The sequence below is a fragment of the Streptomyces sp. NPDC042346 genome (genome assembly GCF_055581845.1).
Window position 1 is genome coordinate 42002 of the sequence record NZ_JBVJEH010000006.1, and the last position, 22529, is coordinate 64530.

General features: G+C 73.6%; 22 protein-coding genes. 9 read left to right on the plus strand and 13 right to left on the minus strand.

Translation table 11 applies throughout. From position 1 onward, the window contains the following. Positions 1-65: 65 nt before the first annotated feature. From ACZ6K0_RS24015 to ACZ6K0_RS24025, 3 genes are all read right to left on the minus strand, one after another. Positions 66-1187, minus strand: coding sequence for a glycosyltransferase family 4 protein (locus ACZ6K0_RS24015; RefSeq protein WP_469235523.1), 1122 nt, complete (start codon positions 1185-1187; stop codon positions 66-68). Positions 1188-1438: 251 nt separating this feature from the next. Further along, a complete protein-coding gene (locus ACZ6K0_RS24020) occupies positions 1439-2854 on the minus strand; it encodes a HEAT repeat domain-containing protein (RefSeq protein WP_376410463.1) in 1416 nt (471 codons plus the stop codon). Positions 2855-3108: 254 nt separating this feature from the next. Further along, positions 3109-3501 carry an ankyrin repeat domain-containing protein gene (locus ACZ6K0_RS24025; RefSeq protein WP_376410460.1) on the minus strand — a complete coding sequence of 131 codons (393 nt, stop codon included), beginning with the start codon at positions 3499-3501 and terminating at the stop codon, positions 3109-3111. Between the two features lie 307 nt (positions 3502-3808). Between ACZ6K0_RS24025 and ACZ6K0_RS24030 the strand changes: the two genes are divergently transcribed. Both ACZ6K0_RS24030 and ACZ6K0_RS24035 read left to right on the plus strand, forming a co-directional pair. Next, complete coding sequence (locus tag ACZ6K0_RS24030) at positions 3809-4003, plus strand: hypothetical protein (RefSeq protein WP_015032212.1); 195 nt, start codon at positions 3809-3811, stop codon at positions 4001-4003. A gap of 66 nt (positions 4004-4069) precedes the next feature. Further along, positions 4070-5836: a hypothetical protein gene (locus tag ACZ6K0_RS24035; protein WP_469235526.1), complete on the plus strand. Its 1767-nt coding sequence runs from the start codon at positions 4070-4072 to the stop codon at positions 5834-5836. An 87-nt stretch (positions 5837-5923) separates the two neighbouring features. Here the strand turns inward: ACZ6K0_RS24035 and ACZ6K0_RS24040 are convergent, their stop codons facing one another. Beyond that, positions 5924-7423, minus strand: coding sequence for an SCO1417 family PLP biosynthesis transcription factor (locus ACZ6K0_RS24040; protein WP_376410454.1), 1500 nt, complete (start codon positions 7421-7423; stop codon positions 5924-5926). A gap of 64 nt (positions 7424-7487) precedes the next feature. On the opposite strand from ACZ6K0_RS24040, the gene yczE reads away from it, so the two are divergent. The 4 genes from yczE (at position 7488) to ACZ6K0_RS24060 (ending at position 11046) form a co-directional block, all read left to right on the plus strand. After that, on the plus strand, positions 7488-8237 hold the full coding sequence (gene yczE / locus ACZ6K0_RS24045) for a membrane protein YczE (protein ID WP_469235528.1): 750 nt from the start codon (positions 7488-7490) through the stop codon (positions 8235-8237). Further along, complete coding sequence (locus ACZ6K0_RS24050; protein ID WP_376410448.1) at positions 8234-8998, plus strand: glycerophosphodiester phosphodiesterase family protein; 765 nt, start codon at positions 8234-8236, stop codon at positions 8996-8998. Before yczE ends, ACZ6K0_RS24050 begins: the two co-directional genes overlap by 4 nt. 56 nt (positions 8999-9054) lie before the next feature. Beyond that, on the plus strand, positions 9055-10416 hold the full coding sequence (locus ACZ6K0_RS24055; RefSeq protein ID WP_469235530.1) for an MFS transporter: 1362 nt from the start codon (positions 9055-9057) through the stop codon (positions 10414-10416). A 255-nt stretch (positions 10417-10671) separates the two neighbouring features. Next, complete coding sequence (locus ACZ6K0_RS24060) at positions 10672-11046, plus strand: RNA polymerase-binding protein RbpA (RefSeq protein WP_015032218.1); 375 nt, start codon at positions 10672-10674, stop codon at positions 11044-11046. 150 nt (positions 11047-11196) lie between these two features. Here ACZ6K0_RS24060 and fxsA read toward each other — a convergent pair whose 3' ends face one another. The 4 genes from fxsA to ACZ6K0_RS24080 form a co-directional block, all read right to left on the minus strand. Next, complete coding sequence (fxsA, locus tag ACZ6K0_RS24065) at positions 11197-11790, minus strand: FxsA family membrane protein (protein WP_376410442.1); 594 nt, start codon at positions 11788-11790, stop codon at positions 11197-11199. Positions 11791-11886: 96 nt separating this feature from the next. After that, positions 11887-12663 (minus strand): polyprenol monophosphomannose synthase, encoded by a 777-nt coding sequence (locus tag ACZ6K0_RS24070; protein ID WP_024760804.1) that lies wholly within the window; start codon positions 12661-12663, stop codon positions 11887-11889. A 450-nt stretch (positions 12664-13113) separates the two neighbouring features. Beyond that, a complete protein-coding gene (locus ACZ6K0_RS24075; protein ID WP_469235610.1) occupies positions 13114-14778 on the minus strand; it encodes an amidohydrolase in 1665 nt (554 codons plus the stop codon). Between the two features lie 81 nt (positions 14779-14859). Continuing rightward, positions 14860-15300: an Lrp/AsnC family transcriptional regulator gene (locus ACZ6K0_RS24080; RefSeq protein WP_015032222.1), complete on the minus strand. Its 441-nt coding sequence runs from the start codon at positions 15298-15300 to the stop codon at positions 14860-14862. 226 nt (positions 15301-15526) lie between these two features. Between ACZ6K0_RS24080 and ACZ6K0_RS24085 the strand changes: the two genes are divergently transcribed. Beyond that, entirely contained in the window at positions 15527-15895 is a 369-nt protein-coding gene (locus ACZ6K0_RS24085; protein ID WP_376410438.1) for a hypothetical protein, read from the plus strand. Between the two features lie 25 nt (positions 15896-15920). Here the strand turns inward: ACZ6K0_RS24085 and ACZ6K0_RS24090 are convergent, their stop codons facing one another. Together ACZ6K0_RS24090 and ACZ6K0_RS24095 are read right to left on the minus strand one after the other, a co-directional pair. Beyond that, positions 15921-17012 (minus strand): phosphotransferase family protein, encoded by a 1092-nt coding sequence (locus ACZ6K0_RS24090; protein WP_376410435.1) that lies wholly within the window; start codon positions 17010-17012, stop codon positions 15921-15923. Between the two features lie 62 nt (positions 17013-17074). After that, a complete protein-coding gene (locus ACZ6K0_RS24095) occupies positions 17075-18193 on the minus strand; it encodes an Rv3169 family protein (protein ID WP_469235534.1) in 1119 nt (372 codons plus the stop codon). Between the two features lie 173 nt (positions 18194-18366). Here ACZ6K0_RS24095 and ACZ6K0_RS24100 point away from each other — a divergent pair, with 173 nt between their 5' ends. Continuing rightward, complete coding sequence (locus tag ACZ6K0_RS24100) at positions 18367-18744, plus strand: hypothetical protein (protein WP_469235536.1); 378 nt, start codon at positions 18367-18369, stop codon at positions 18742-18744. Here the strand turns inward: ACZ6K0_RS24100 and ACZ6K0_RS24105 are convergent. From ACZ6K0_RS24105 to ACZ6K0_RS24115, 3 genes are all read right to left on the minus strand, one after another. After that, entirely contained in the window at positions 18707-19879 is a 1173-nt protein-coding gene (locus ACZ6K0_RS24105; protein WP_376410426.1) for an acyl-CoA dehydrogenase family protein, read from the minus strand. The genes ACZ6K0_RS24100 and ACZ6K0_RS24105 overlap by 38 nt on opposite strands. Positions 19880-19974: 95 nt before the next feature. Then, positions 19975-20124, minus strand: coding sequence for an SCO1431 family membrane protein (locus ACZ6K0_RS24110; protein WP_469235538.1), 150 nt, complete (start codon positions 20122-20124; stop codon positions 19975-19977). A gap of 75 nt (positions 20125-20199) precedes the next feature. Next, positions 20200-21597 (minus strand): peptidase C39 family protein, encoded by a 1398-nt coding sequence (locus ACZ6K0_RS24115; RefSeq protein ID WP_376410421.1) that lies wholly within the window; start codon positions 21595-21597, stop codon positions 20200-20202. Between the two features lie 183 nt (positions 21598-21780). On the opposite strand from ACZ6K0_RS24115, the gene ACZ6K0_RS24120 reads away from it, so the two are divergent. Continuing rightward, positions 21781-22410, plus strand: a complete 630-nt coding sequence (locus ACZ6K0_RS24120) for a uridine kinase family protein (protein WP_469235541.1) — start codon at positions 21781-21783, stop codon at positions 22408-22410. The last annotated feature ends 119 nt before the right edge of the window (positions 22411-22529 follow it).

The following is a 22529-nucleotide window of genomic DNA, read 5'->3' on the forward strand; positions in this document are numbered from 1 at the left end:
GCCACCCCCCGAAGCGGTACGCGCGCCCATGGCCTCGCCACCCCCCGGAGCCGTACGAGAGCCGTTCACGCCGCCACCGCCGTCCGCTCGCGCAAGACCTCCCGGTAGTGGCCGATCAGCTCGTCGCCGAGCGCCTCCCAGGTGCGGCCCTCGACGGCGGCCCGGCCGGCCAGGCCGTAGGCGGCGCGCACGTCCGGGGCGGCGGCGAGCGAGGCGATGGCCTCCCGCAGGGCGCCCGGGTCGCCGGGCGGTACGAGGAGACCGGTGCGCCCGTGGTCCACCAGGTCCAGGGGGCCGCCGGCGGCCGGGGCGATCACCGGGACCCCGCTCGCCATGGCCTCCTGCACGGTCTGGCAGAAGGTCTCGTACGGGCCGGTGTGGGCGAAGACGTCGAACGAGGCGAAGATCCGGGCGAGGTCGTCGCCGGTGCGGCGGCCCAGGAACCGGGCCTCCGGCAGGGCGGCGCGCAGCCCGGGCCCGCTGGGCCCGTCGCCGACGACGACGGTCCGGACGCCGGGTATGCCGCGGATCCCCGCGAGCAGGTCCACGCGCTTCTCCGGCGCGAGGCGGCCCACGTAGCCGACGAGGAGTTCGCCGCCGGGCGCGAGTTCGCGGCGCAGCCCGGGGTCGCGCAGGCCGGGGCGGAAGCGGACGGTGTCCACGCCGCGCCCCCAGAGCCGGATGCGGCCGATGCCGTGGGCCTCCAGGTCGCGTACGGCGGCGGAGGACGGGGCGAGGGTGCGGTCGGCGGCGCCGTGGACGGCGCGCAGCCGGCGCCAGGCGGCGCCCTCGCCGGTGCCCACGTACGTACGGGCGTAGCCGGCGAGGTCGGTCTGGTAGACGGCGACGGCAGGGATGCCGAGCCGGGCGGCGGCCGTCATGCCGCGCACGCCGAGGACGAAGGGTCCGGCGAGGTGGACGAGGTCGGCGCGGTGCGCGGCGATGGCGGCGGCGACCCGGCGGCTCGGCAGGGCGACCCTGACCTGGGGGTAGCCGGGCAGGGGCAGGGAGGGCACGCGGACGACGGCGCAGGGGGCGTCGACGTCCGCCGCCGGGTCGGCGACGGCGGGGGCGATGACCAGCGGGACGTGGCCCCGGCGGACGAGGTGGCGCGCGGTCTGGAGGGCGCAGTGCGCCACACCGTTGACATCGGGAGGGAAGGATTCTGTGACGATGACGACACGCATACGGGTGTTGTCGTCCCGCTTGGCGTGTACCCGCCGACGTCGATCTGGACGGCGGGGGAACGTCCCATGAGCGTTTCGCCGCGGGGGCCGCGGCGCGCCCCGGCCCGTCTCCGGGCGCCCGGGGCGGGGCCACGATCGGCGGGGTCTCCGCCGCAGGCCGCGCCGCCCCGGGGTCCGGGCAACGGGAGGGGATGAGCCGTACCGGTCAGGCCTGGGGAGGGGTCAGGCCTGGGACAGGAACGGGCACGGGGTCAGACCTGGAGGTCGGGTCCTATCCGGTTGCGCACCGCGGTCTGGACCTCGGCCTCCTCGGCCGGGTCGGCGGCGAGGCGGCGGAGCCGCTCGGCGACCCGTACGTCACCGGTCTCGGCGTGCTGGGCGGCCACCTCGCGGGTGGTCTCCTCGCAGTCCCAGAGGCACTCGACGGCGAAGCCGGTCGCGAAGGTGGGGTCGGTGGCCGCGAGGGCGCGGGCCACCCGCCCGCGCAACTGGGACGAGGACGTCTCGCGGTAGACGTGGCGGAGCACGGGCGCGGCGCAGGCGATGTCGAGCCGGCCCACTCCGTCGACGAGGACGGCGAGCTCGGGAGCGTCGGGGCCGGCGGAGCGGATGGTCCCGCGCAGCGCCCCGAGGACGAGGCCGGCGTCCTGCGCCGTGCCGCGGCAGGCGAGGACCTCGGCGGCGGCGGTACCGAGTTCGTCGGTCCGCCGGACCCAGGCGCGGGCGCGGGCGACGGCGTCCTCGCCGCACATCCGCCGGTAGGCGGCGACGGCGGCCTCGGCGACCGTGTGCGAGCCGCCGTCGACGGCGGCCTCCACGAGGTCGAGGACGGCGGGGTCACGTGACGCGGCGAGGTGGTGCAGGGCGGCGCCCCGCGCCCCCGTCGAGCCTTCGCGGGCGGCGGCGAGGAGTTCGGGGCGGTCCTCGGGACCGGCGACGGCGGCGAGGCAGCGCGCGGCAGGGCCGTCGAGCACGGCACCTCGCTCGTACCCCTCCTGCGCCCAGTCGAGGACGGCCCGCACGCTCCAGCCGGGGCGGGGGCCGGCCGGGCGCATCTGGCGCTGCCAGCGGTCGAAGGAGCCCTGTTCCTGGGCGGCCCTGACCCGGGCGCCGACGGCGTCCCGCTGGTCCTCGGCCCACAGCCGCCAGGGCCGGGGTTCGAAGGCGTCCCGCACGACGCCCGCCAGCTCGGCCTCACCCGCAGGGTCGGCGGGGAAGCGGGCGAGCACGGGGAGGGCGAGCCCGCGGAGCCCGGCGTCGTCGTCGCGCAGGGCCAGCTCGTCCAGGGCCCAGGCCCAGTTCGTGCCGGTCGCCGCGTAGCGCCGGAGCAGGAGCAGGGCGTCCTGGCGTCCGTAGGAGGCGAGGTGCCCCAGGACGGCGAGCGCGAGCCCGGTCCTGGACTCCTCGGGGTCGAGGTGGTCCTCGGCACCGAAGAGGTGCGCCTCGATCTCGTCGAGACCTCCGTGGAGGTCCAGGTAGAGACGGGCGTAGTAGAGGGAGCGGTTCTCGACCTGCCAGTCGTGGCGGGGGTCGGCGAGAACGCAGTGGCTCAGGGCCGCGAGGGCCTCGGCACGTGGCGCGGCGAGCGCGTGCAGGGTGCCGTCGCCGCGGCCTCTCTGCAGCATGCCGAGCAGGGTGCCGCTCGGCGCTATGACTGGATCGAACATGGAAGACGCCTCACATCAAGCTGTCGACACGACCGGGGGAAACCGGGATGACCCGGGTCAGGCGATACATCTCTGTACGCCTAGGCCGTGCGGCAACATGTCGGGCCGCCCGTCGTCCTGCGCTTGCCAGTGACCATCTTCCTCTGCCTCTCGTCGGTGGCCCGGTCCGCCGGGCCCGACGTCATGATGACCCACCCATTTCGCCACCGCGACCACATTTACGACGCTGCTCTCACCTGGGGTTCAGTACCCGTTCACCGGGCTCCGAAGAGCTCCAGGAGTTCGGTCTTGCCGAACATGCGGGCGGTGTCGACGGCGGACGGAGTCCCGGACTCCGGATTCGCGCCGCCGGCGAGCAGGGCGCGGATGACGGCGTCCTCGCCCTTGAAGACGGCGCCCGCGAGCGGGGTCTGGCCGCGGTCGTTGGCGCGGTCGGCGTCGGCACCGCGCTCCAGGAGGGCCGAGACCGCGGCGGCGTGGCCGTGGTAGGCGGCGAGCATGACGAGGGAGTCGCCCTTGTCGTTGGTGAGGTTCGGCGGGACGCCCGCGTCGACATAGGCGGCCAGGGCGTCGGCGTCCCCCGTGCGCGCGAGGTCGAAGACCTTGGACGCCAGCTCGATGACCTCGGGGTCCGGAGTCTCGCTCATCGGGTGGAACCGCCTCTCTCCTGCAGTGATGACCTGCGCACGGCAAGCGCGGCCGTACGAGTGAATCGACAGGGTACTGCCCGTCGGGTGACATGACCGCGCCCCACTGAGGCAAAGATCACCGCGATCCGCACCCGGCCCGCTTCTAGCGCACCACCGGGTTTTCGCCACCCGGGGAGACATCCACTGTGCGCCGGTGCAGTGAAATCAGGCGAATTTCACTCTAATGCACCTTTAGTCACATAGATACTTGCTGTGAACCTGGAAGGACTCATGGTGACTGTCCCCTCAACCAGGAGAACACCAAATGATCCTGTCCATCTCAGGCGTGGTCCTGCTCGGCATCATCTGCTTCCTGTTCTTCAAGAAGGACGGGATGAAGGCCTCGCACGCCCTCGTCAGCGCTCTGTTCGGCTTCTACCTCGCGGGCACCGCCATCGCCCCGAGCATCACGGCGGGCGGGCAGAGCCTCGCCGGTCTCCTGGGCGGAATCAAGTTCTGACGCCCCGAGGGGGCGTCGGAACCTGCCCCCTCAACCAGCCCCCTTCCACGAAACCAGGAGTACGACGTGGCCCGGCGACCACTCCCCCGCATTCTGAGCAGCGGCAGCGCGCAGATCGCTCGTAGCCGAGAGATCGCGCGCACGGCCGCCGACAGCGCCACCGACGTGCTCCATCCGCTGATCACGGTCTCCCGTGGTCTGCGGAAGCTGGCCGCGACCGCGCGCGCCAAGTGGGCCGCGACCCCCAAGGAGCGGCGCGGTCCCACGTTGCTCCTGGTCGCGGCCTGCGTCCTGGTCGTCGCCCTCGTGCCGTACGGGCCGCTGCTCGCGCTCGTCACGCTCATGGGCGCCGCCGCGTGGAAGGGGCGCGAACGCCCGGTCGTCAAGACCGGGCCCGACGACGCGGAGATCGCGCGGCTCAAGGGCCTGTACGAGGCCCTCGTGCCGTACTTCTCCGTCCCCGACGACCCCGCTCCGCTCTTCGCCCACGGCGGCGACTGGACCGGCGCCTTCGCGGAGTACGCCTTCGACGAGGACGGGCGGCCCACCCGGCTGAAGATCGCGTACCCCCCGTACTTCACCGACGGCGAGCCGGCCGCGCGCGCCCGCATCGAGCAGCTGCTGCACGCCAAGTCGGGGCGCGGCCGCGAGTACCACTTCGACTGGGACGAGGAGGGCAACCGGCTCGTCATGAGCGTGCTGCCCGCCCTGCCCACCACCATCGCCGCCCAGCGCTTCGTCACCGTGCCGGGCGAGACCGTGCTCGGCTTCACCGACGGGGACGCCGTGCAGCGGACCGTGCCCGTGGTCGCGGCGGACGGCACCGAGGACGCGCCGGCCGTGGTCTGGCGCACCGGCCCCCGCTCCGCCGAGCCGCACCTGCTGGCCGTGGGCCAGCCGGGCAGCGGCACCACCTCCCTGCTGCGCTCGATCGCGCTCCAGGCCCTTCCGCACGGGGACGTCCTGATCGTCGAGGGCGGCGGCACCGGCGAGTACGCCTGCCTGACCGGCCGCGACGGGGTCCTCGCCGTCGAGTGCGGGCTCTCCGGGGCCCTGGCCAGCCTGGAATGGGCGGCGCACGAGACGGAGCGCCGGCTGATCGCCGCCAACCGCGCCCGGCAGGCGGGTCATCCCGCGCCGGAGGACACCCGGCGGCCGCTGTGGATCCTCCTGGACCGACCGGGCATCCTCGGCCACCTGGCCGCCGCCGACGGCCGCCCCGACCCGCAGGAGCTGCTCCAGGTGCCGCTGCGGCACGGCCGCGCGGCGCAGGTCACGGTGGTGGTGGCCGAGCAGTTCGACAGCACGGACACGCTGAGCGAGACGGTACGGACCCACACCCGGGCGCGGATCGTGCTCGGTCCCGCCACCCCCGAGCAGATCGAGTCCGTCCTCGGCTCCGCGCCGCACACCACGCCGACGCCCCAGGTGCCGCCGGGCCGCGGCTACGCGCGCCTCGGTACGGGCCCGGTGCTGCGGCTCCAGGTGCCGGCGACGCCCGACCCGTACGACGACGCCACGAGCGAGTCGCACCGCCAGGCCGTCCTCGCGCTCCTGCCGGAGCGCCGGACGGCACCGGCCGACACCGTGGCGATCGACACCGTGGCCGTCGAGACGGTGACGGTCGGGGCGATCCCTGCCTCGACCTCGACCTCTGTCTCGGTCTCGGTCTCGTCCAAGGCGCCCGATCCGGCCCCCGCTCCCCGCCACGAGCCCGATCCCGCCCCTGCCTCTGCCCCCGCCATGCCGCGCTACGAGCCCGACTCCGCCCCGCGCCTCGCGCCGGACCCGGGCCCGGCGCCCCGCCACGCTCCGGTCGCCGCCGAGGGCTGAGGCGCCCCGCCGAGACGCCGAGAGGCCGGTACGGACCCACGGTCCGTACCGGCCTCTCGCTCTGTGCCCCGCAACCTTCCCCGAGACCTACGCGACGAACGAGCGGGGCGATTCCACTCCCCCGCCCACCCCCGACTCGACCAGGCGCGCCGCGGCGGCCAGCCGGGCCGCGGCCTCGTCGGCGACCGGGCCGCCGACCGTGAAGGGCAGCCGGATGAAGCCCTCGAAGGCGCCGTCCACTCCGAAGCGCGGGCCCGAGGGGACCCGGACGCCGACGCGTTCGCCCGCCTCGGCGAGCCGGGAGCCGGAGAGCCCGCCGGTGCGGACCCAGAGGGTCAGCCCGCCGCGCGGGACCGAGAACTCCCACTCCGGCAGCTCCCTGCGGACCGCGGAGACGATCGCGTCCCGGTTCTCGCGTGCCTGCGCGCGCCGGAGGGTCACGGCCTCCTCCCAGCCGCCGGTCCCCATGAGCCAGTTCACGCCGAGCTGTTCCAGGACGGGGGTGCCGAGGTCCGCGTACGCGCGGGCGGCCACGAGGGAGCGGATGACGTCGGGCGCGGCCCGGACCCAGCCGATCCGCATGCCCGCCCAGAAGGCCTTGCTGGCCGAGCCGACCGTCAGGACCGTCGAGCCCGCCGGGTCGAAGGCGCAGACCGGCCGGGGCATCTCCAGGTCGTCGTCGAGGTGCAGCTCGGTCATGGTCTCGTCGACGACGAGGACCGTGCCGGCCGAGCGGGCCGCGTCGACGAGCTGCCGCCGCTGGTCCTCGTCGGCCAGCGCGCCGGTCGGGTTGTGGAAGTCGGCGACGACGTACGCGAGGCGGGGCGCGGCGTCCCGCAGCACCTGGCGCCAGCGGCCCATGTCCCAGCTGCCGAGCCCCTCGGACATGGCGACGGGGACGAGCCGGGCGCCGGCCTCCCGCATGAGCTGGAGGATGTTGGCGTACGAGGGCGACTCGACCGCGACGCGCTCGCCCCGCCCGGCGAAGAGGTGGCAGATGGCGTCGATGGCGCCCATGGCTCCGGTGGTCACCATGATCTGCTCGGGCATGGTGGGGATGCCGCGCGCGGTGTAGCGGTCGGCGAGCGTCTGGCGCAGCGCGGGCAGCCCGGCCGGGTAGTCGCCGTGCGTGTGGGCGTACGGCGGCAGCTCCTCCAGGGCGCCCTGGACGCCCCGGGTGAGCCACGGCTCGGGCGCGGGCAGCGCCGCGCAGCCGAGGTCGATCAGGGAGCCGAGGGCCTCCGGGGGCAGCGGTTCGAGGCCGCGCGCGGGCAGCGGGTTCCCGGCCGGTACGGCCGTCCAGCTGCCGGCCCCGCGGCGCGACTCCAGGAAGCCCTCGGTGCGCAGCGCCTCGTAGGCGGCGGCCACCGTCGTCCGGCTGACGGTGAGGGCGACGGCGAGCTCCCGCTCGGCGGGCAGGCGGGCGGCGACGGGGACGCGGCCCTCCAGGACGAGGAGGCGGATGCCGTCGGCGAGGGCCCGGTAGGCGGGCGGCTTGCGGGCGCCGGGTCCTGCGGGCCGCGGCTGCTGTGCCTGGAGCTGCCGGGCGAGCTGAGCCGGCCCCACCGCCGAAGTCCACTGAGCCATCGAAATCAGTCCACCTTCATCGAATTGGCCATGGTTGGCACCCGATACCCCGCCACAGAGTGTCATGAGCCAGTCCACTACCACCACCCTGGGGGGAAGTCCCTTGTCCATCGCCTCCGGCCGCCACGGCCGGCACCTCACCCGTCGGCTCGTCCAGCTGTACGTCGGTCTGACGCTGTACGGGGTGAGCTCGGCGCTCCTGGTGCGCAGCGGGCTCGGCCTGGAGCCCTGGGGCGTCCTCCACCAGGGTCTCGCCGAGAAGACCGGACTGACCATCGGAGTGGTCTCGATCATCGTCGGGGCGGCGGTGCTGCTCCTGTGGATCCCGATCCGGCAGAAGCCGGGCCTCGGCACCGTCTCCAACGTCTTCGCGATCGGCATCGCGATGGACGGCACCCTGGCGCTCGTCCCGGACGTCCACGGCCTGGCGGGGCAGGTGCCGGTCCTCGCGCTCGGCATCGTCCTCAACGGCGTCGCCACCGGCCTGTACATCGCGGCGCGGTTCGGTCCCGGCCCGCGTGACGGGCTGATGACCGGTCTGCACCGGCTCACGGGCCGGTCGATCCGGCTGGTGCGGACGGCGATCGAGGTGGCCGTCGTCGCGACCGGCTTCGCGCTCGGCGGCTCGGTCGGCGTCGGCACGGTCCTGTACGCGCTGGCGATCGGGCCGCTCGCCCAGTACTTCCTGCGCTGGTTCGCCGTACCCGAGCCGGAGTCCGAGGGCCCCGGGGCCGCCGGGGCCGCCCCGGAAGAGCCGTCCGTCCGCCCGGAGGTCGCCCCCGAGACACCGGGACAGGCCATACTGCGCCCGTGACTCGCGTACGCCACCCCTATCTCGACCACCCCTCCCCCCTCCCGTTCGCCCACCGCGGCGGCACGGCGAACGGCCTGGAGAACACCGCGGCCGCCTTCCGCCTGGCCTCCGCGGCGGGCTACCGCTACTTCGAGACCGATGTGCACACGACGGCGGACGGGGCTCTCGTCGCCTTCCACGACGCGACCCTCGACCGGGTCACGGACGCCTCGGGCCGGATCCGCGACCTGCCGTGGGCGGCGGTGCGCGAGGCCCGCGTGGCGGGCCGGGAGCCGCTGCCGCTCTTCACCGACCTCCTGGAGGAGTTCCCGGAGGCCCGCTGGAACGTGGACCTCAAGGCCGAGTCGGCCCTGGAGCCGCTGGTGGACCTGATCCGCAGGACCGGCGCCTGGGACCGGGTGTGCGTGGGGTCCTTCACCGAGTCCCGCGTGGCGCGGGCCCAGCGCCTCGCGGGTCCCCGGCTCGCCACCTCGTACGGAGTGCGCGGGGTCGTCGGGCTGCGGCTGCGCTCGCTGGGCATCCCGGCGGCGGTGCGGGCGGGCGCGGTGGCGGCGCAGGTCCCGGAGCGCCAGGCCGGCATCCCGGTGGTGGACCGCCGTTTCGTCCGGGAGGCGCACGCGCGCGGGCTCCAGGTCCACGTCTGGACGGTGAACGATCCGGACCGGATGAACTCTCTCCTCGACCTCGGCGTGGATGGCATCATGACCGATCATCTGGAGACGCTGCGCTCGGTGCTGACCGAGCGGGGGGCGTGGGTCTGAGCACGCGTCGAGCCGGCGCGGCGGCGGATCACGGGGACGAGCGAGGGGGCGCGGCCTTGACCGCAGACACCACCGAACCGGAGGAGTACGCCACCGGTGCCGCCGAGCGGCGGCGCGAGCAGCGCGGCTGGTACTTCTACGACTTCGCGTGCTCGGTGTACTCGACGAGCGTCGTGACCGTCTTCCTCGGCCCGTACCTGACCTCGGTGGCGCGGGCGGCGTCCGACGCCGAGGGCTTCGTGCACCCGCTCGGGATACCCGTGCGGGCCGGCTCGCTCTTCGCGTACGCCGTGTCGGCCTCGATCATCGTCGCGGTCCTGGTGATGCCGCTGGTGGGCGCGGTGGCGGACCGTACGGGCCGGAAGAAGCCGCTGCTCGCGGCGGCGGCGTACCTGGGCGCTGCGGCCACGGCGGGGATGTTCTTCCTCGCTGGCGAGCGCTACCTCCTCGGCACGTTCCTGCTGATCGTGGCGAACGCCTCGCTCGCGGTGTCGATGGTGCTCTACAACGCCTATCTGCCGCAGATCGCGGAGCCGGACGAGCGGGACGCGGTCTCCTCGCGCGGCTGGGCCTTCGGTTACACGTCCGGCGCGCTGGTCCTGGTCCTGAACCTGGTCCTGTACTCCGGGCACGACTCGTTCGGCCTCACCGAGGGCGAGGCGATCCGGATCTGTCTCGCCTCGGCCGGTCTGTGGTGGGGCGCCTTCACGATCATCCCGCTGCGGCGGCTGCGCGACCGGCACGTCCGCGCGGGCGCCGAGCGGGCGGGCGCGGTCGGCAGCGGCTGGGGCCAGCTGCGGGCGACCCTCAAGGACATGCGCCGGCATCCGCTGACGCTCTCCTTCCTGCTCGCCTATCTGGTCTACAACGACGGCGTGCAGACGGTGATCTCGCAGGCCTCGGTGTTCGGCTCGGAGGAGCTGGGCCTCGACCAGACGACCCTGATCACGGCGGTGCTGCTGGTCCAGGTGCTCGCGGTGGCGGGCGCCCTGGGGATGGGGCGACTCGCCCGGACGCACGGTGCCAAGCGGACGATTCTCGGCTCGCTCGCGGTCTGGACGCTGATCCTCGCGGCGGGCTACTTCCTGCCGGCCGACGCGCCCGTGTTCTTCTACTGTCTGGCGGCCGCGATCGGCCTGGTCCTCGGCGGCAGCCAGGCCCTGTCGCGCTCGCTGTTCTCGCATCTGGTGCCGCGCGGCAAGGAGGCGGAGTACTTCTCGGCCTACGAGATGAGCGATCGGGGACTGAGCTGGCTGGGTCCACTTGTGTTCGGTCTCGCGTATCAGCTGACCGGAAGCTATCGGGATGCCATCATCTCTCTCGTGATCTTCTTCGTCGTCGGTTTCGCCCTGCTCGCCCGGGTCCCGGTGCGACGCGCGGTGGAGGAGGCGGGCAACCCGCTGCCGGAACGAATTTAGACGCGGAAGTGAAAGGCCGGTAGTGTACGCCTTTGGCCTGCCAGGCGGACCGTTACTGCGTGCTGCTTTGGTGAAGACAGTGAGTTACATCTGCCGTCAGATGTGACAAAACGGGCACTGGTGGGTACAACAAGGGGCGGCACGACGGGCGACGCATGACCCGGCACGGGAATCTTTACCGCCGACCGGACGTTGACCGGATAACGACGACAGCGACACCTGTCCTGTGGGCGACAAGCCCGGGAGGCACGATTCATGAGTGAGCGAGCTCTTCGCGGCACGCGCCTCGTGGTGACCAGCTACGAGACCGACCGCGGCATCGATCTGGCCCCGCGCCAGGCCGTGGAGTACGCATGCGAGAAGGGCCATCGTTTTGAGATGCCCTTCTCGGTGGAAGCGGAAATTCCGCCGGAGTGGGAGTGCAAGGTCTGCGGAATCCAGGCACTCCTGGTGGACGGGGACGGACCTGAGGAGAAGAAGGGCAAGCCTGCGCGTACGCACTGGGACATGCTCATGGAGCGTCGCACGCGCGAGGAGTTGGAGGAGGTCCTTGCCGAAAGGCTGGCCGTCCTGCGCTCCGGCGCCATGAACATCGCCGTGCATCCGCGCGACAGCCGGAAGTCCGCCTAGCGGTAACCCGGACGAACAACGCCGCGGGGCCCGGTACACACATCGCGTACCGGGCCCCGCGGCGTTTTCGCGTACACACCGCACCCCGGAGAACCCCAGAGAAGAGGGCATCCGCGCACCCCCGGAGGGATGCGCGGAGTACGGCGTGGGTCAGGGCATCAGGGGCGGGCGCGGTTCCTCGGGCCGACGGGGGCCCTGGTTCGCGTCCTCGCGGACGACCTCGCCCTGGACGACCTTTCCGTCCGGGCGGTGGATGCGCGCCTGCTGGAAGGCGTCCTGGAGGCTGCCGGGAGGTGCGGCGGTCATACGGCGCTCGACGGCCTTCTCCGCGTACCGCCCGAGGAACGAACGGACCTGCGGGATCAGCAGCAGGAGTCCGGCCGCGTCCGAGACGAGGCCGGGGATCATCAGGAGCAGGCCGCCGAGCATCAGGAAGCCGTTGCGGTCCTCCGCGCCGGTCCGCGCGTCCGGCGAGGGCGCCTCGCCGGCCTGCGCCGCCGCCTGGGCCTGCTGGAAGGTCGTGGTCAGGTTCCGGAAGGCGCGCCGGCCCGCCCGCTTCACCACGGTGGCGCCGAGTACGGCGCCACCGACGAGCAGGGCGAGCACGGTCAGCGCGCCCGTCGCGTTCGCCACCACCGTGAGCAGCCAGATCTCCAGGACCAGCCAGGCGGCGACGGCGAGGGGAAGAAACGTGCGTGCGCGGGAGCGCTTGGGGGCGAGGGGAGGCGGTGCGCCGGTCGTCATGGTCCCCAGTGTGCCTGGCACCCCGCCGGAACGTCGTAAAGAAAGGATCAGTACGCGCGACGGGGGCAGGCCTCCCGCGGAGGCGTCAGGGAGCGGTCAGGAGGACTTGCGGCCGAGCAGTCGGCCGACCTTCTCCGCCCGCGCCGTCAGACCCCAGCCGGTGACCCGCCACAGCGCCTCGACGACGATGTTCCGGCTCATCTTGGAGTCGCCGATCTCGCGCTCGACGAAGGTGATCGGGACCTCGACGACGTGGAAGCCCGCGGCGACCGCGCGACGGGCCAGGTCGACCTGGAAGCAGTAGCCCGCCGAGGCCACGTCCTCCAGGCCCAGGCCCTCCAGGGTCTCCTTGCGGAAGGCCCGGTAGCCGCCGGTGACGTCGCGGATCGGCACGTCGAGCATCACGCGGGAGTAGAGGCTGCCGCCCCGGGAGATGAACTCGCGGGACTTCGGCCAGTTCACGATCCGGCCGCCCGGCACCCAGCGGGAGCCGAGGACCAGGTCCGCGCCCTTGAGCGCGGTGAGCAGCCGCGGCAGCTCCTCGGGCTGGTGCGAGCCGTCCGCGTCCATCTCGACGAGGACGCCGTAGCCGTGCTCGATGCCCCAGCGGAAGCCGGCGAGGTAGGCGGCGCCGAGCCCCTCCTTGCCCTTCCGGTGCAGGACGTGGACGTGATCGTCCTCGGAGGCGATCTCGTCCGCGAACTTGCCCGTACCGTCAGGGCTGTTGTCGTCGGCGACGAGAACGTGCGCCTCGGGTACGGCCTCCCGCACCCGCGCGACGATCGGCTTGATGTTCTCCGCCTCGTTGTAGGTCGGAATGATCACCAAGGCCTTGCCGAGCGGGCCGTAACGCCTCTGGCCACCGTCGTTCACTACTGCCCCTTCGGATACAAACACAGGACCCCACCATAGCGAGGTCCTCGGAGTGCTCCGGCGCGGTGGTTGCGCGGTTACGGGACATAAGGGGGCGGTTGCCGTGCGGTGCGGGGCCCGACGTCCTTCGGTCCGACCTGGGATCCGCTGGCTGCGGGTCGACCGAGAGCCGTTGTCTACTGAACGTCCGGGCCCCACCCGGGTCGCACCTTCCGCCGGAGAAACCTTCCCTCGCGGCCGAGGCGCGGGCGGCGGTCGGCGAACCGCGGGGCGGTTTCAAACGGTCGGACGTCCTGTGGTGGACGCGGAGAACCTACCCGCCCCCGCCCGTCGGCTGTCAACACCCGCTTGACCTGCGGAGATTCCCTGAAAGGCCAGGCCGGAGGGGAAGATCCGCAGGTCGGGGACAAGCGTGCGGGGCGGTGATCCGTGGGCGGAAATATCCCTACATCACTCGTTCGGCCGTACGAACACCGTCTGTCCGTACACCACTGTGCGCAGGCAGACGGGGAGGTCCGCGCCGGGCGTCAGATCGGGCAGACCGGGCGTCCCGGAGCGGGGGTCGGTGGACCAGCGGGCCACCCGGTCGTCGGGCGCCTGGACGAGGAGCTCGCCGGTGCGCCAGACCGCATAGTCGGCCGGGGCGCCGGGGACGAGCGTCCCGGCGTCGTCGCGGCCCACGGCCCGCCAGCCGCCCCGCGTGTGGGCGGTGAAGGCGGCCCGGACGGAGATCCGGTGCTCGGGGGTGCGGTGGAAGGCGGCGGCCCGGACGGTGCCCCACGGGTCGAGCGGGGTGACCGGGCTGTCGGAGCCGAAGGCCAGCGGCACACCGGCGCGCAGCAGCGCCGCGTACGGGTTGAGGGTCCGGGCCCGCTCGACGCCGAGGCGGTCGGCGTACATGCCCTCCTCGCCTCCCCAGAGCGCGTCGAAGGCGGGCTGGACCGAGGCGGTGAGGCCCAGCTCGGCGAAGGCGGCGACGGTCTCGGGGGTGAGCATCTCGGCGTGCTCGACGCGGTGCCGGGCGGCCCGGATCCGGGCGAGGCCGAGCTTCTCCGCGGCGGCGCGGACGCCTTCGACCACGGCGGTGAGGGCGGCGTCCCCGATGGCGTGGAAGCCGGCCTGGAGCCCTGCCTCGGTGCAGGCCACGACATGGGCGGCGACGGTGGGCGCGTCCAGATGGGCGGCCCCCGTGGGGGCGGTGCCGGCGTGGGCCGCGTGGTCCGCGTACGGCTCGTGGAGGCAGGCGGTGTGGGAGCCGAGGGAGCCGTCGGCGAAGAGGTCGCCGGCCGCGCCGAGGGCGCCCAGCGCGCGCGCCCGCTCGATGTCGAGGTCCGCCCAGTAGCCCACGACCCGGGGCCCGGCCTCGGTGCGGGCCAGGTCCAGGAGGCCGGTGAAGTCCTCCTCGGAGGAGATCTGCGGGCCGCCGCACTCGTGCAGGGTGCCGATGCCGAGGGAGGCGGCGTGGCTCCGGGCGGCGCGCTGCGCCTCCGTGCGCTGCGCCGGGGAGACGGCGGCGAAGGCGGCGGCGCGGACGGCGTGATGTGCGTCACCCGTGAGCGGCCGCTGTCCGTCGTGGAAACCGTCCAGGTCGCGGACGCCGGGGACGAGGTCGAGCAGGGCCGTCGTGACGACGGCCGAGTGGACGTCGATCCGGGTCAGGTAGAGCGGACGGCCGCCGGTGAGCCCGTCGAGCTCGGCGCGGGTGAGCGCGCGGCGCTCGGGCCAGCGGGAGGCGTCCCAGCCGTGGCCGATGAGGATGCGGTCCGCAGGGCGGGCGGCGGCGTGGGCGCGGATCAGCTCCGCCGCCTCGGCGAGCGAGGCGGCGGCGGACAGGTCGAGCCCGGTGAGGGCGAAGCCGGTCGCCGTGGTGTGCACGTGCGCGTCGACGAACGCCGGGGTGACGAGCGCGCCCTCCAGGTCGACCACGTCGTCCACGCCGGAGGCGAAGGCGTCGGCCGCGCCCTCCGAGCCCACCCAGGCGACGTGCCCGCGCTCCACCACCATGGCGGTGGCGAAGGGATCGGCGGGGCTGTGGACTTCCCCGCCGCGCAGCAGCACGGTGCGGTGTTCGGCGGCGGAGGCGGACGTCTCGGACGCCGCGGATCCCGCGGACATGGACTCACTCATGCGACCAGGCTAGGACCTGCGGGGACCCGGTTTGTCCGGCAGGTCCCCCGTCGCCCGCCGGACGCGCGGTCAGACGCGCGGCGGCCGGGCCTCGTACGGGGTGGACAGGACGACGGTCGTCCGGCTGGAGACCCCGGCCTGCGAGCGGATGCGGCTGAGCAGGTGTTCCAGCTCCAGCGGCGTGGCGACCCGGACCTTGAGGATGTAGTTCTCGTCGCCCGCGACGCTGTGGCAGGCCTCGATCTCCGGGATGTCGGCGAGCCGGTCGGGGGTGTCGTCGGGGGCGCTCGGGTCGAAGGGTTTGACCGAGATGAAGGCGGTGAGCGGCAGGCCCACGGCCTCCGGGTCGACGACGGCGGCATAGCCGCGGATGACACCGCGCTGCTCGAGCCGGCGGACGCGCTGATGCACAGCCGAGGTGGACAGGCCCGTGGCCTTGCCCAGGTCGGTGTAGCTCATGCGCCCGTCCTTGACGAGCAACTCGACGATCTGACGATCCAGCTCCTCCATGCGGTGACCCTAGTGCGCCGCAGGTGTCCGGGGACAACCGAGGGCGACCCGTATAGGGCGCTATGGGCTGTCACGGGGCACCTGCGCCGGGCATGTGACGAACGCCACAGGTTTGCGCCGGGCCCGACGCGCCGCCTCACGGTTATGCGGAGTTCCGTATGGGAAGTGCTTGCTGTGGTCGAGGCCGTCACCGACCCGGCCGACGCACCCGAGGGGGAGATTCTCCATGCAGGATCCTGTTGAATCCGTCGACACGTTCGACGAGCTCGACGCGTACGACACCTTTGAGATGTTCCGGGTCGTCTGCCCGGAGTGCGTGCAGCCGATCGCGCTGCTCGCCGACGAGGACGTGCTGCCGGAGCACGCCCTCTGCCCCACGCCGTGGAACCCCTTCGTCCTGACGGTCTGCCCGGGGACGGGGCTCGCGGCCTCCGCGGCGCGTCCGGCCGACGACACCCTGGAGGTCCAGGAGCAGGACACCGCGCTGCTCCTGACGCTTCCCCAGGGTCTCGACTGGCGGACGCAGCCCTTCTCGCACGTCGGCGGTCCGGGCTCGCGTCCGCTGCGGGTGCCCCAGATGCGGCGCGCCGCCTAGGGGCTGTCCCCTCGGGGCACCCGTCTCACCAATAGCTTCCCCGCACCATCGCCGCGAGCGTGGCGTGGTGCAGGATCAGGCCGTCCGGGTTTCCGGGCACCTCCACCTCTCCGAAGTGAGCCTGCCGGTACGCGATCCTGAGCATCACGATCGCGTGCCGCAGCGCCGCGTAGAGGGTGTGGAACTCCATGTCGCGCGGGGTGTGCCCGGTCAGTTCCGCGTACCGCCGCTCGATCGCGTCGCGGCGCAGGAAGCCGGGCAGGCCGGGCTGGCCGAAGGAGACCGTGAGGTCCTGGAAGAAGCGGTGGAGGTAGACCGTCCAGCCGAGGTCGACCTCGCGCGGGACGCAGGACGCCATCTCCCAGTCGAGGACGGCGGCGGGCGTGAACCCGTCGTAGACGATGTTCCCGATGCGGGCGTCGCCCCAGCCGAGGACGGCCGGCCCCTCGTCGGCCGGCCAGTGCGCCTCCAGCCAGTCGAAGGCCGACTCGATGAGCGGCGAGGGGGCCAGTCCCTCCACCACCCAGGCGTAGTAGGCGCGTTGGGCGTCGACGTGGCGGCGCAGTGGAGTGCCCGTACCGTCCGGCAGCAGGAACTCGGCCTCCTTCGCCGGGAACTGGTCGTGCAGCCGGGCCAGTACGGAGACGGACGCGTCCTCCAGGAGGGCGCGTTCGGCGTCGGTGGCGGCGTGCAGCCAGTTCCCCTCGTACGTGTACGGCATGACGTCCGGCGGCACCCGGCCCTCGGCGCGGGCCATCACGAAGAAGGGGGCGCCGAGCGGCCCCGGGTCCTCCTCCAGCCAGAGCACGCGCGGGACGGGGACGTCGGTGTGCTCGCCGACCAGGGACATCACGCGGTGCTGGCGGGCCATGTCGTAGACGGGGAAGACGGTGTACGCGGCGGGGTCGGCGGCCAGCCGCAGGGCGCAGCCGCGCACGGGGGCGTCGGGGTGGTCCAGGTCGAAGAGCAGGGTCTCGCTGGACATGCCGTTGGACCCGGGCACGGCGAGGCCGGAGACGCGGGCGCCGGGCAGGTGCCGGTCCAGCCAGCCGGTGAGCCGCCGCCCGAGCTCCTCGGGGTCGCGGGTGGTGGTGCGGGGACGGGGTGCGGTGGCCAAGAGGAGCCTCCTCTTTGTCTTGGGGCTCGGTTCGCCGGCCCCGGGGGTCGACGTACTTCGGACTAGGCGGTGAAGCCGCTGGGGTCGTGGCGGCCGAAGGAGCCGTGTTCGAAGATGCCGTACCCGGTGTGGCCGTCGAGGGTGAAGCGGGCGGCGTGGTCGGTGACGCCGTAGGCGGCCATGGGGTGCGCGGACGGGTCGGTGAGGTCGTAGACGCGCCGGTCGGTCCAGCCGCGGCCCTGCCAGGTGCCGTGCTGCCAGTCGGTGGCGGGCGGGTATCCCGCGCCGACGGCCAGCGGCGAGGAGGCGAGGATCTCGACGCCGATCTCCAGGGGTTTCCCGGCCGGGTCGGCGAGATGGACGACGGCCCGTTCGGGGTGGCGGGTGCCCGGGCGGTACGTGATGTCGGTGCGGGGCCAGCCGAGTTGGGTGTCGCGGTGGCCGTTCCGTACGAGCAGGGCCTCGTTGAGGGTGCGGTAGCCGTCGGCGTCCTCCTGGGCGATGACCATGAGGAAGCGGTCCTCGAAGCGCATCGGGATCCAGAGCCAGTGGAAGCCCTCGGGGCGGAACTCGGCGGCGCGGCCGGGTTCTTCGCCGGGTATCGGGCGGACTCCCCAGCTGCGGTCGCGGGTTCCGGTCCACTCCCCCGCCGTGACCGTGAACTCCTCGCCGCCGGCCCTGATGGTGCCCGCGCAGTGCCCGGCCTGGACGAAGCGGCGCCCTTCGAGGGTGAGGCGGCCGCCGTGGCGCTGAGTGTGGTGGGGCTCCCAGACGGTGGGGAAGTCGCCGGTCCAGGTGAGGTCGAAGGAGAGCCCCTCGGGGTCGTCGGCGTCGGCCTCGCAGCGCAGGGAGAGGCGCTTGAGGGGCTCGTCGACCGTGATGGTGAGGGGGCCGACGGAGAGGTTCGTCCGGTCGTCGCCGAGGGCGTCGGAGGCGCGGACGGCGTGCAGCCGGTCGCCGGTGCGCAGGGTGGCGTAGGCGTCGATGACGCCGGTGTTCGGGTAGACGCCGAGGCCGGCGATGAGCAGGGCCCGGCCCTGGTGGTCGAAGACATGGAAGATGCAGCGGTCGTAGGCGTTGCGGTCGCCGCTGACGTGGTGCTTCATCGAGAGCGGGGCCTGGTGCACGGGGTACTCGTCGAGCGCGACGGGCCGGTCGTCGACGTGCCGCTTCACCGACATGGCTGTCCTCCTGATCGGCGGGTGGTTCCGCGTCGGCGGGTGCTTCCGCGATGAGAGCTGACGGTACGTCAGGTAAATGCCGGGGGGCCAGAGTCGCGCACCGGGTACCGGGCGAACTGCCGCTCGAATCCGTTCGGGGGTGACCCCGGCGGCCGGGGCGCGTTGGTCCGGGCATGACCACGCTGCACACGACTCCCAGCGGCTACGGTCGGCACCGGCAGGCCGAACCGCATGCTGAAGAATCGGTTCCCCGGAAGGCTCCGGTGCCGCCGCAGGCACCCGCCCCCGCGCCTCTCCCCCTCCCCGTCGCTGTCCCCGCTCCCTCCACCCCCGCCGCCCCCGCCCCCGTGCCGGTCCCGGCCCCGGTGCCGGTCCAGGTCCTCCCCGACCCGCCCATCTACCAGGACGTCCTCAGCCTCTGGGCCAGCCAGGGCCGCACCCTCCCGGGCCGCCGCGACCAGGAGTGGAACCGGCTCGCCGCGGGTCCCGTCTGGGCGGGCCGCACCGTACGCGTCAGCGGGACTCTGGTCCGACAAGGTGACGCGCGATGACCACCCGCTGGATCTGATTGGTCCCCTCGACGATCTGCAGCATCTTCGCCTCCCGCAGATACCGCTCCACGGGGAAGTCCGCGGTGTATCCGTATCCGCCGAGCACCTGCACCGCGTCCGTCGTGACCCGCATGGCGGCGTCCGTGCAGAAGAGCTTCGCCATCGCCGCCGACCGTCCGAACTCCCGCCCCTCGTCCCGGAGCCGCGCCGCCTCCAGGTAGAGCGCCCGGCCCGCCTCGACCAGGGTCGCCATGTCGGCGAGCAGGAAGCGGAGCCCCTGGAAGTCGGCGATCGGCCGCCCGAACTGCCGGCGCTCCCGCGCGTACGCGACGGCCTCGTCGAGCGCCGCCTGGCCGAGCCCGACCGCGCAGGCGGCGATGCCGAGCCGGCCCGAGTCCAGGGCGGCGAGGGCGATCGGGAAGCCCTGCCCCTCCGCACCGAGGCGCCGCGCGTCGGGGACCCGTACCCCGTCGAAGTGCAGCTGGGCGGTGGGCGAGCCCTTCATGCCCATCTTCCGCTCGGGCGGGGCCGCGCTCAGCCCCTCGGCGTCCCCCGGCACCAGGAAGGCGGTGATGCCGCGCGCCCCCGGACCCCCGGTGCGGGCCATGACCGTGCAGAAGTCCGCGATGCCGCCGTGGGTGATCCAGGCCTTGGTGCCGTCGATCGTCCAGGAGTCTCCGTCCCGGACGGCCCGGGTCCGCAGCGCCGCCGCGTCCGAGCCGGCGGAGGGTTCGGAGAGGCAGTACGCGCCGAGGAGGCCGCCGCCCAGCATCGCCGGCAGGTGCTCGGCCCGCTGCTCCTCGGTGCCGAAGCCCGCGAGGGCGTGGCAGGAGAGCGTGTGGACGCTGACGCCGAGGCCCACGGTCAGGCGGGCGGCGGCGAGCTCCTCCAGGACCTGGAGGTAGACCTCGTACGGCTGGCCTCCCCCGCCGTACGCCGGGGCGTAGGGGAGTCCGAGCAGTCCCGACCGGGAGAGCAGCGCGAACAGCTCGCGGGGGAACACCCCGGCGGCTTCCTCCTCCGCGGCGCGCGGGGCGATCTCCCGCCGGGCGATGTCGCGGACCAGGGCGAGCAGCTCCCGGCCCTCGTCGGTGGGCAGTCGGCGTTCCACGCCGTCCGCGGGGCTTTCGGGCATGGCCGGGTGCTCCTCCCTGCGGGGCGGCGCGAGCGGGCGCGCACGGGGTCGCGGGGAGTATGCCCGTTCCGTCCCGGGGCATCACACGGGCGCCGTCACATGAGGCCCGCCCGGGTGACGAACACGGCGAGCACGACGACCAGGGTCCAGCCGAGGACGTGCTCCAGGATCTTGGGGCCGTCGCCGTCCTTCGGACCGCCCGTGCGGGCGCGGGAGAGGAGGCGTGCGGAGGTGGTTGCGGTCATGGCGACCACAGTGCGGCACGGGGACGGCCCCGGGGTAGAGACGTCGGTCACGTCCCCCGGGACCGCCCGGCCGGGTCAGGCGATGCCGAGGGCCGCGAGGGCCTTGCGCTGGGCGGGCGACGGCCGGTCCGGGAAGTAGAGGTAGCAGACCCCTCCTGTGCCGGAGACCACGCGCCCACTGGCGTTGTACCGCTTGGTACGCAGCCAGATGTTCTCCCACTCGCGCCGGGCGTAGACCCGGCGGACGGCCTCGTTGCTCGGCGAGGCGGGGTCGTTGGCGACGACGTCGCCGTCGGCGGTGAAGCCGACGACGGTCATGAGGTGGCCCGAGGTGCCGTAGCCGGCCCCGGTCAGCTCCTCCTTGCGGAAGGACTGGGACGTTATGGCCGGGATGCCCGCCCGGACCAGCGATTCGAGCTCGGTGAGCGAGCGCAGCCGGGTCACCACCGCGTTCATGTCGGGGTACGTGGCCGCGTAGGCGGCGTTGAAGGGCCAGTTGCCGCAGCCCTCGTACTGGTGGTCGTAGGTGAAGCGGGCCGCGTGGCAGACCTGGGGGTCGGCGAAGGCCGGGTCCACCCAGGCCAGCTCGTCGGCCGAGGGCCGGCGCCCCCAGTATTCGACGATCATCTGGGAGGAGGTCGGGCTGCACCAGGCCTCGCCGCCGTTGTCGTACTCGGGGTACTGACCGACGTGGGTGTTCTGCGAGTAGCGCGGCACGGTCAGCTCGTGGGCGGGGCCGGGCTCCGAGGCGGGGACGGTGAAGCGGTCCGGGACGTCCGAGGCCATCGCGCCGAGCCGCCACACGGTCGGCGTGAGGTCGCTTCCGGGCGTGCGGTAGAGCGTGAGCCGGAGCCGGTACGAGCGCAGCCGCAGGCCGCTCGCCGTGTCGTCGATCGCGAAGGTGTCGGTCCAGACGGTGCTCTTGCCGTCGGTCTGGCCGTCGACCGAGGTGCGCCGGATGTCGCCGTCGCCGGCGGCCCAGCGCCCCAGCACGTACCAGGGGGTGGCGGTGGCGTCGGAGTACGTGCCGGAGAGCTCGACCTGGAGCCAGGTGCCGGGCGGCGTGTGGGCGTTCCAGGAGGCGATGACCTCGGTGGCGGGCACGGTCGACGTGTGGACGGGCGAGGTCCAGCTCGCGTACTCCCAGGCGGAGGTCCGGCCCGTGTGCGGGTCGGCGTACTCGGTACGGCCCGCGGGGGTGGCGAGGACCAGGCCGGGCCGGTGGCCGGCGATCGCCCTCGTTCCGGCCGCGGTGCCGCACCTCCAGTCGGTGTACGAGGACCAGAAGCGGTTGTCGACGAGCCCGGGCGCCGGGGCGTGGCCCCGGTCGGCGGCGTCGGCCGGTGCCGGGGGAACGCACGCGTCGGTGGCGCAGTCGGCGGCCGCGGCGGGGACCGCGGTGGCCGCGGCCGTTCCCGCGGCGGCCGCGAGAGCCGCGGCTAGGACGGTTCTGCGCGGGGTGGAGCTGGTCATGGGCGGTGACCCCCAGTCGAGAACGGCGGGCGTACGGACAGGGCTGCGCGGGCCCACTATCCCGGCTCGCGCGGGGCCTCCGCCAGCACTTCGCCTCGCGTCGCCGCACCAATATTGGTCTCGACCACTGGCGGCGGCACCTTCCTGACCTGGGGCGGTCCCCCACTCCCCTACCCTGGGCCCATGAACGACCTCGACCGCGCGGCACACGCCCTGCTCCGGCTCCCGCCCTCCTGCGGACCGGTCCGGCTGGTCGCGGTCGACGGCCACGCGGGCTCCGGCAAGTCCACCCTCGCGTCCCGTCTCTCCACCGCCCTCGGCGGCGCCCCCGTCCTCCGCCTCGACGACCTCGCCACCCACGAGGAGCTGTTCGCGTGGACCGGCCGGCTGCGGGAGCAGGTCCTGGAGCCCCTCGCCCGGGGCGGGACCGCGCTCTACCGGCCGTACGACTGGCACCGCCGGAGCTTCGGCGAGCCCCGCGCGCTGCCGCCGGCCCCGGTCGTCCTCGTCGAGGGCGTCGGCGCGGGCCGGAGGGTGGTGCGGCCGTTCCTGGCGTGGCTGCTGTGGATGGAGCGGGAGCCCGAGGAGTCCTGGGTCCGGGGGCGGCACCGGGACGGCCCGGAACAGGCCGACTTCTGGGACGGATGGACGGTGGCGGAGACTCGCCACTTCGCCGAGGACCCCTCCCGGCCCTTCGCCGACACCCTGGTACGGGAGCGTCGTGAGGGGTACGACTGGCTCCCCGGGCCCTCTGTGACAGCGGGCGCGGACCAGATCATCACGTACCGTGACGGCTCCCTGTCCGTGAATTGAGGGGCCCGAAGTCCACTTCCGCAAGTGCCTGAACTCCGCTTGACCCAAGGGGCGTACAGGTCTTACGTTCTCAATGTGCGGCTTTTCGGAGCCGCCGCAGACACGAAGCCCCCGGTTGT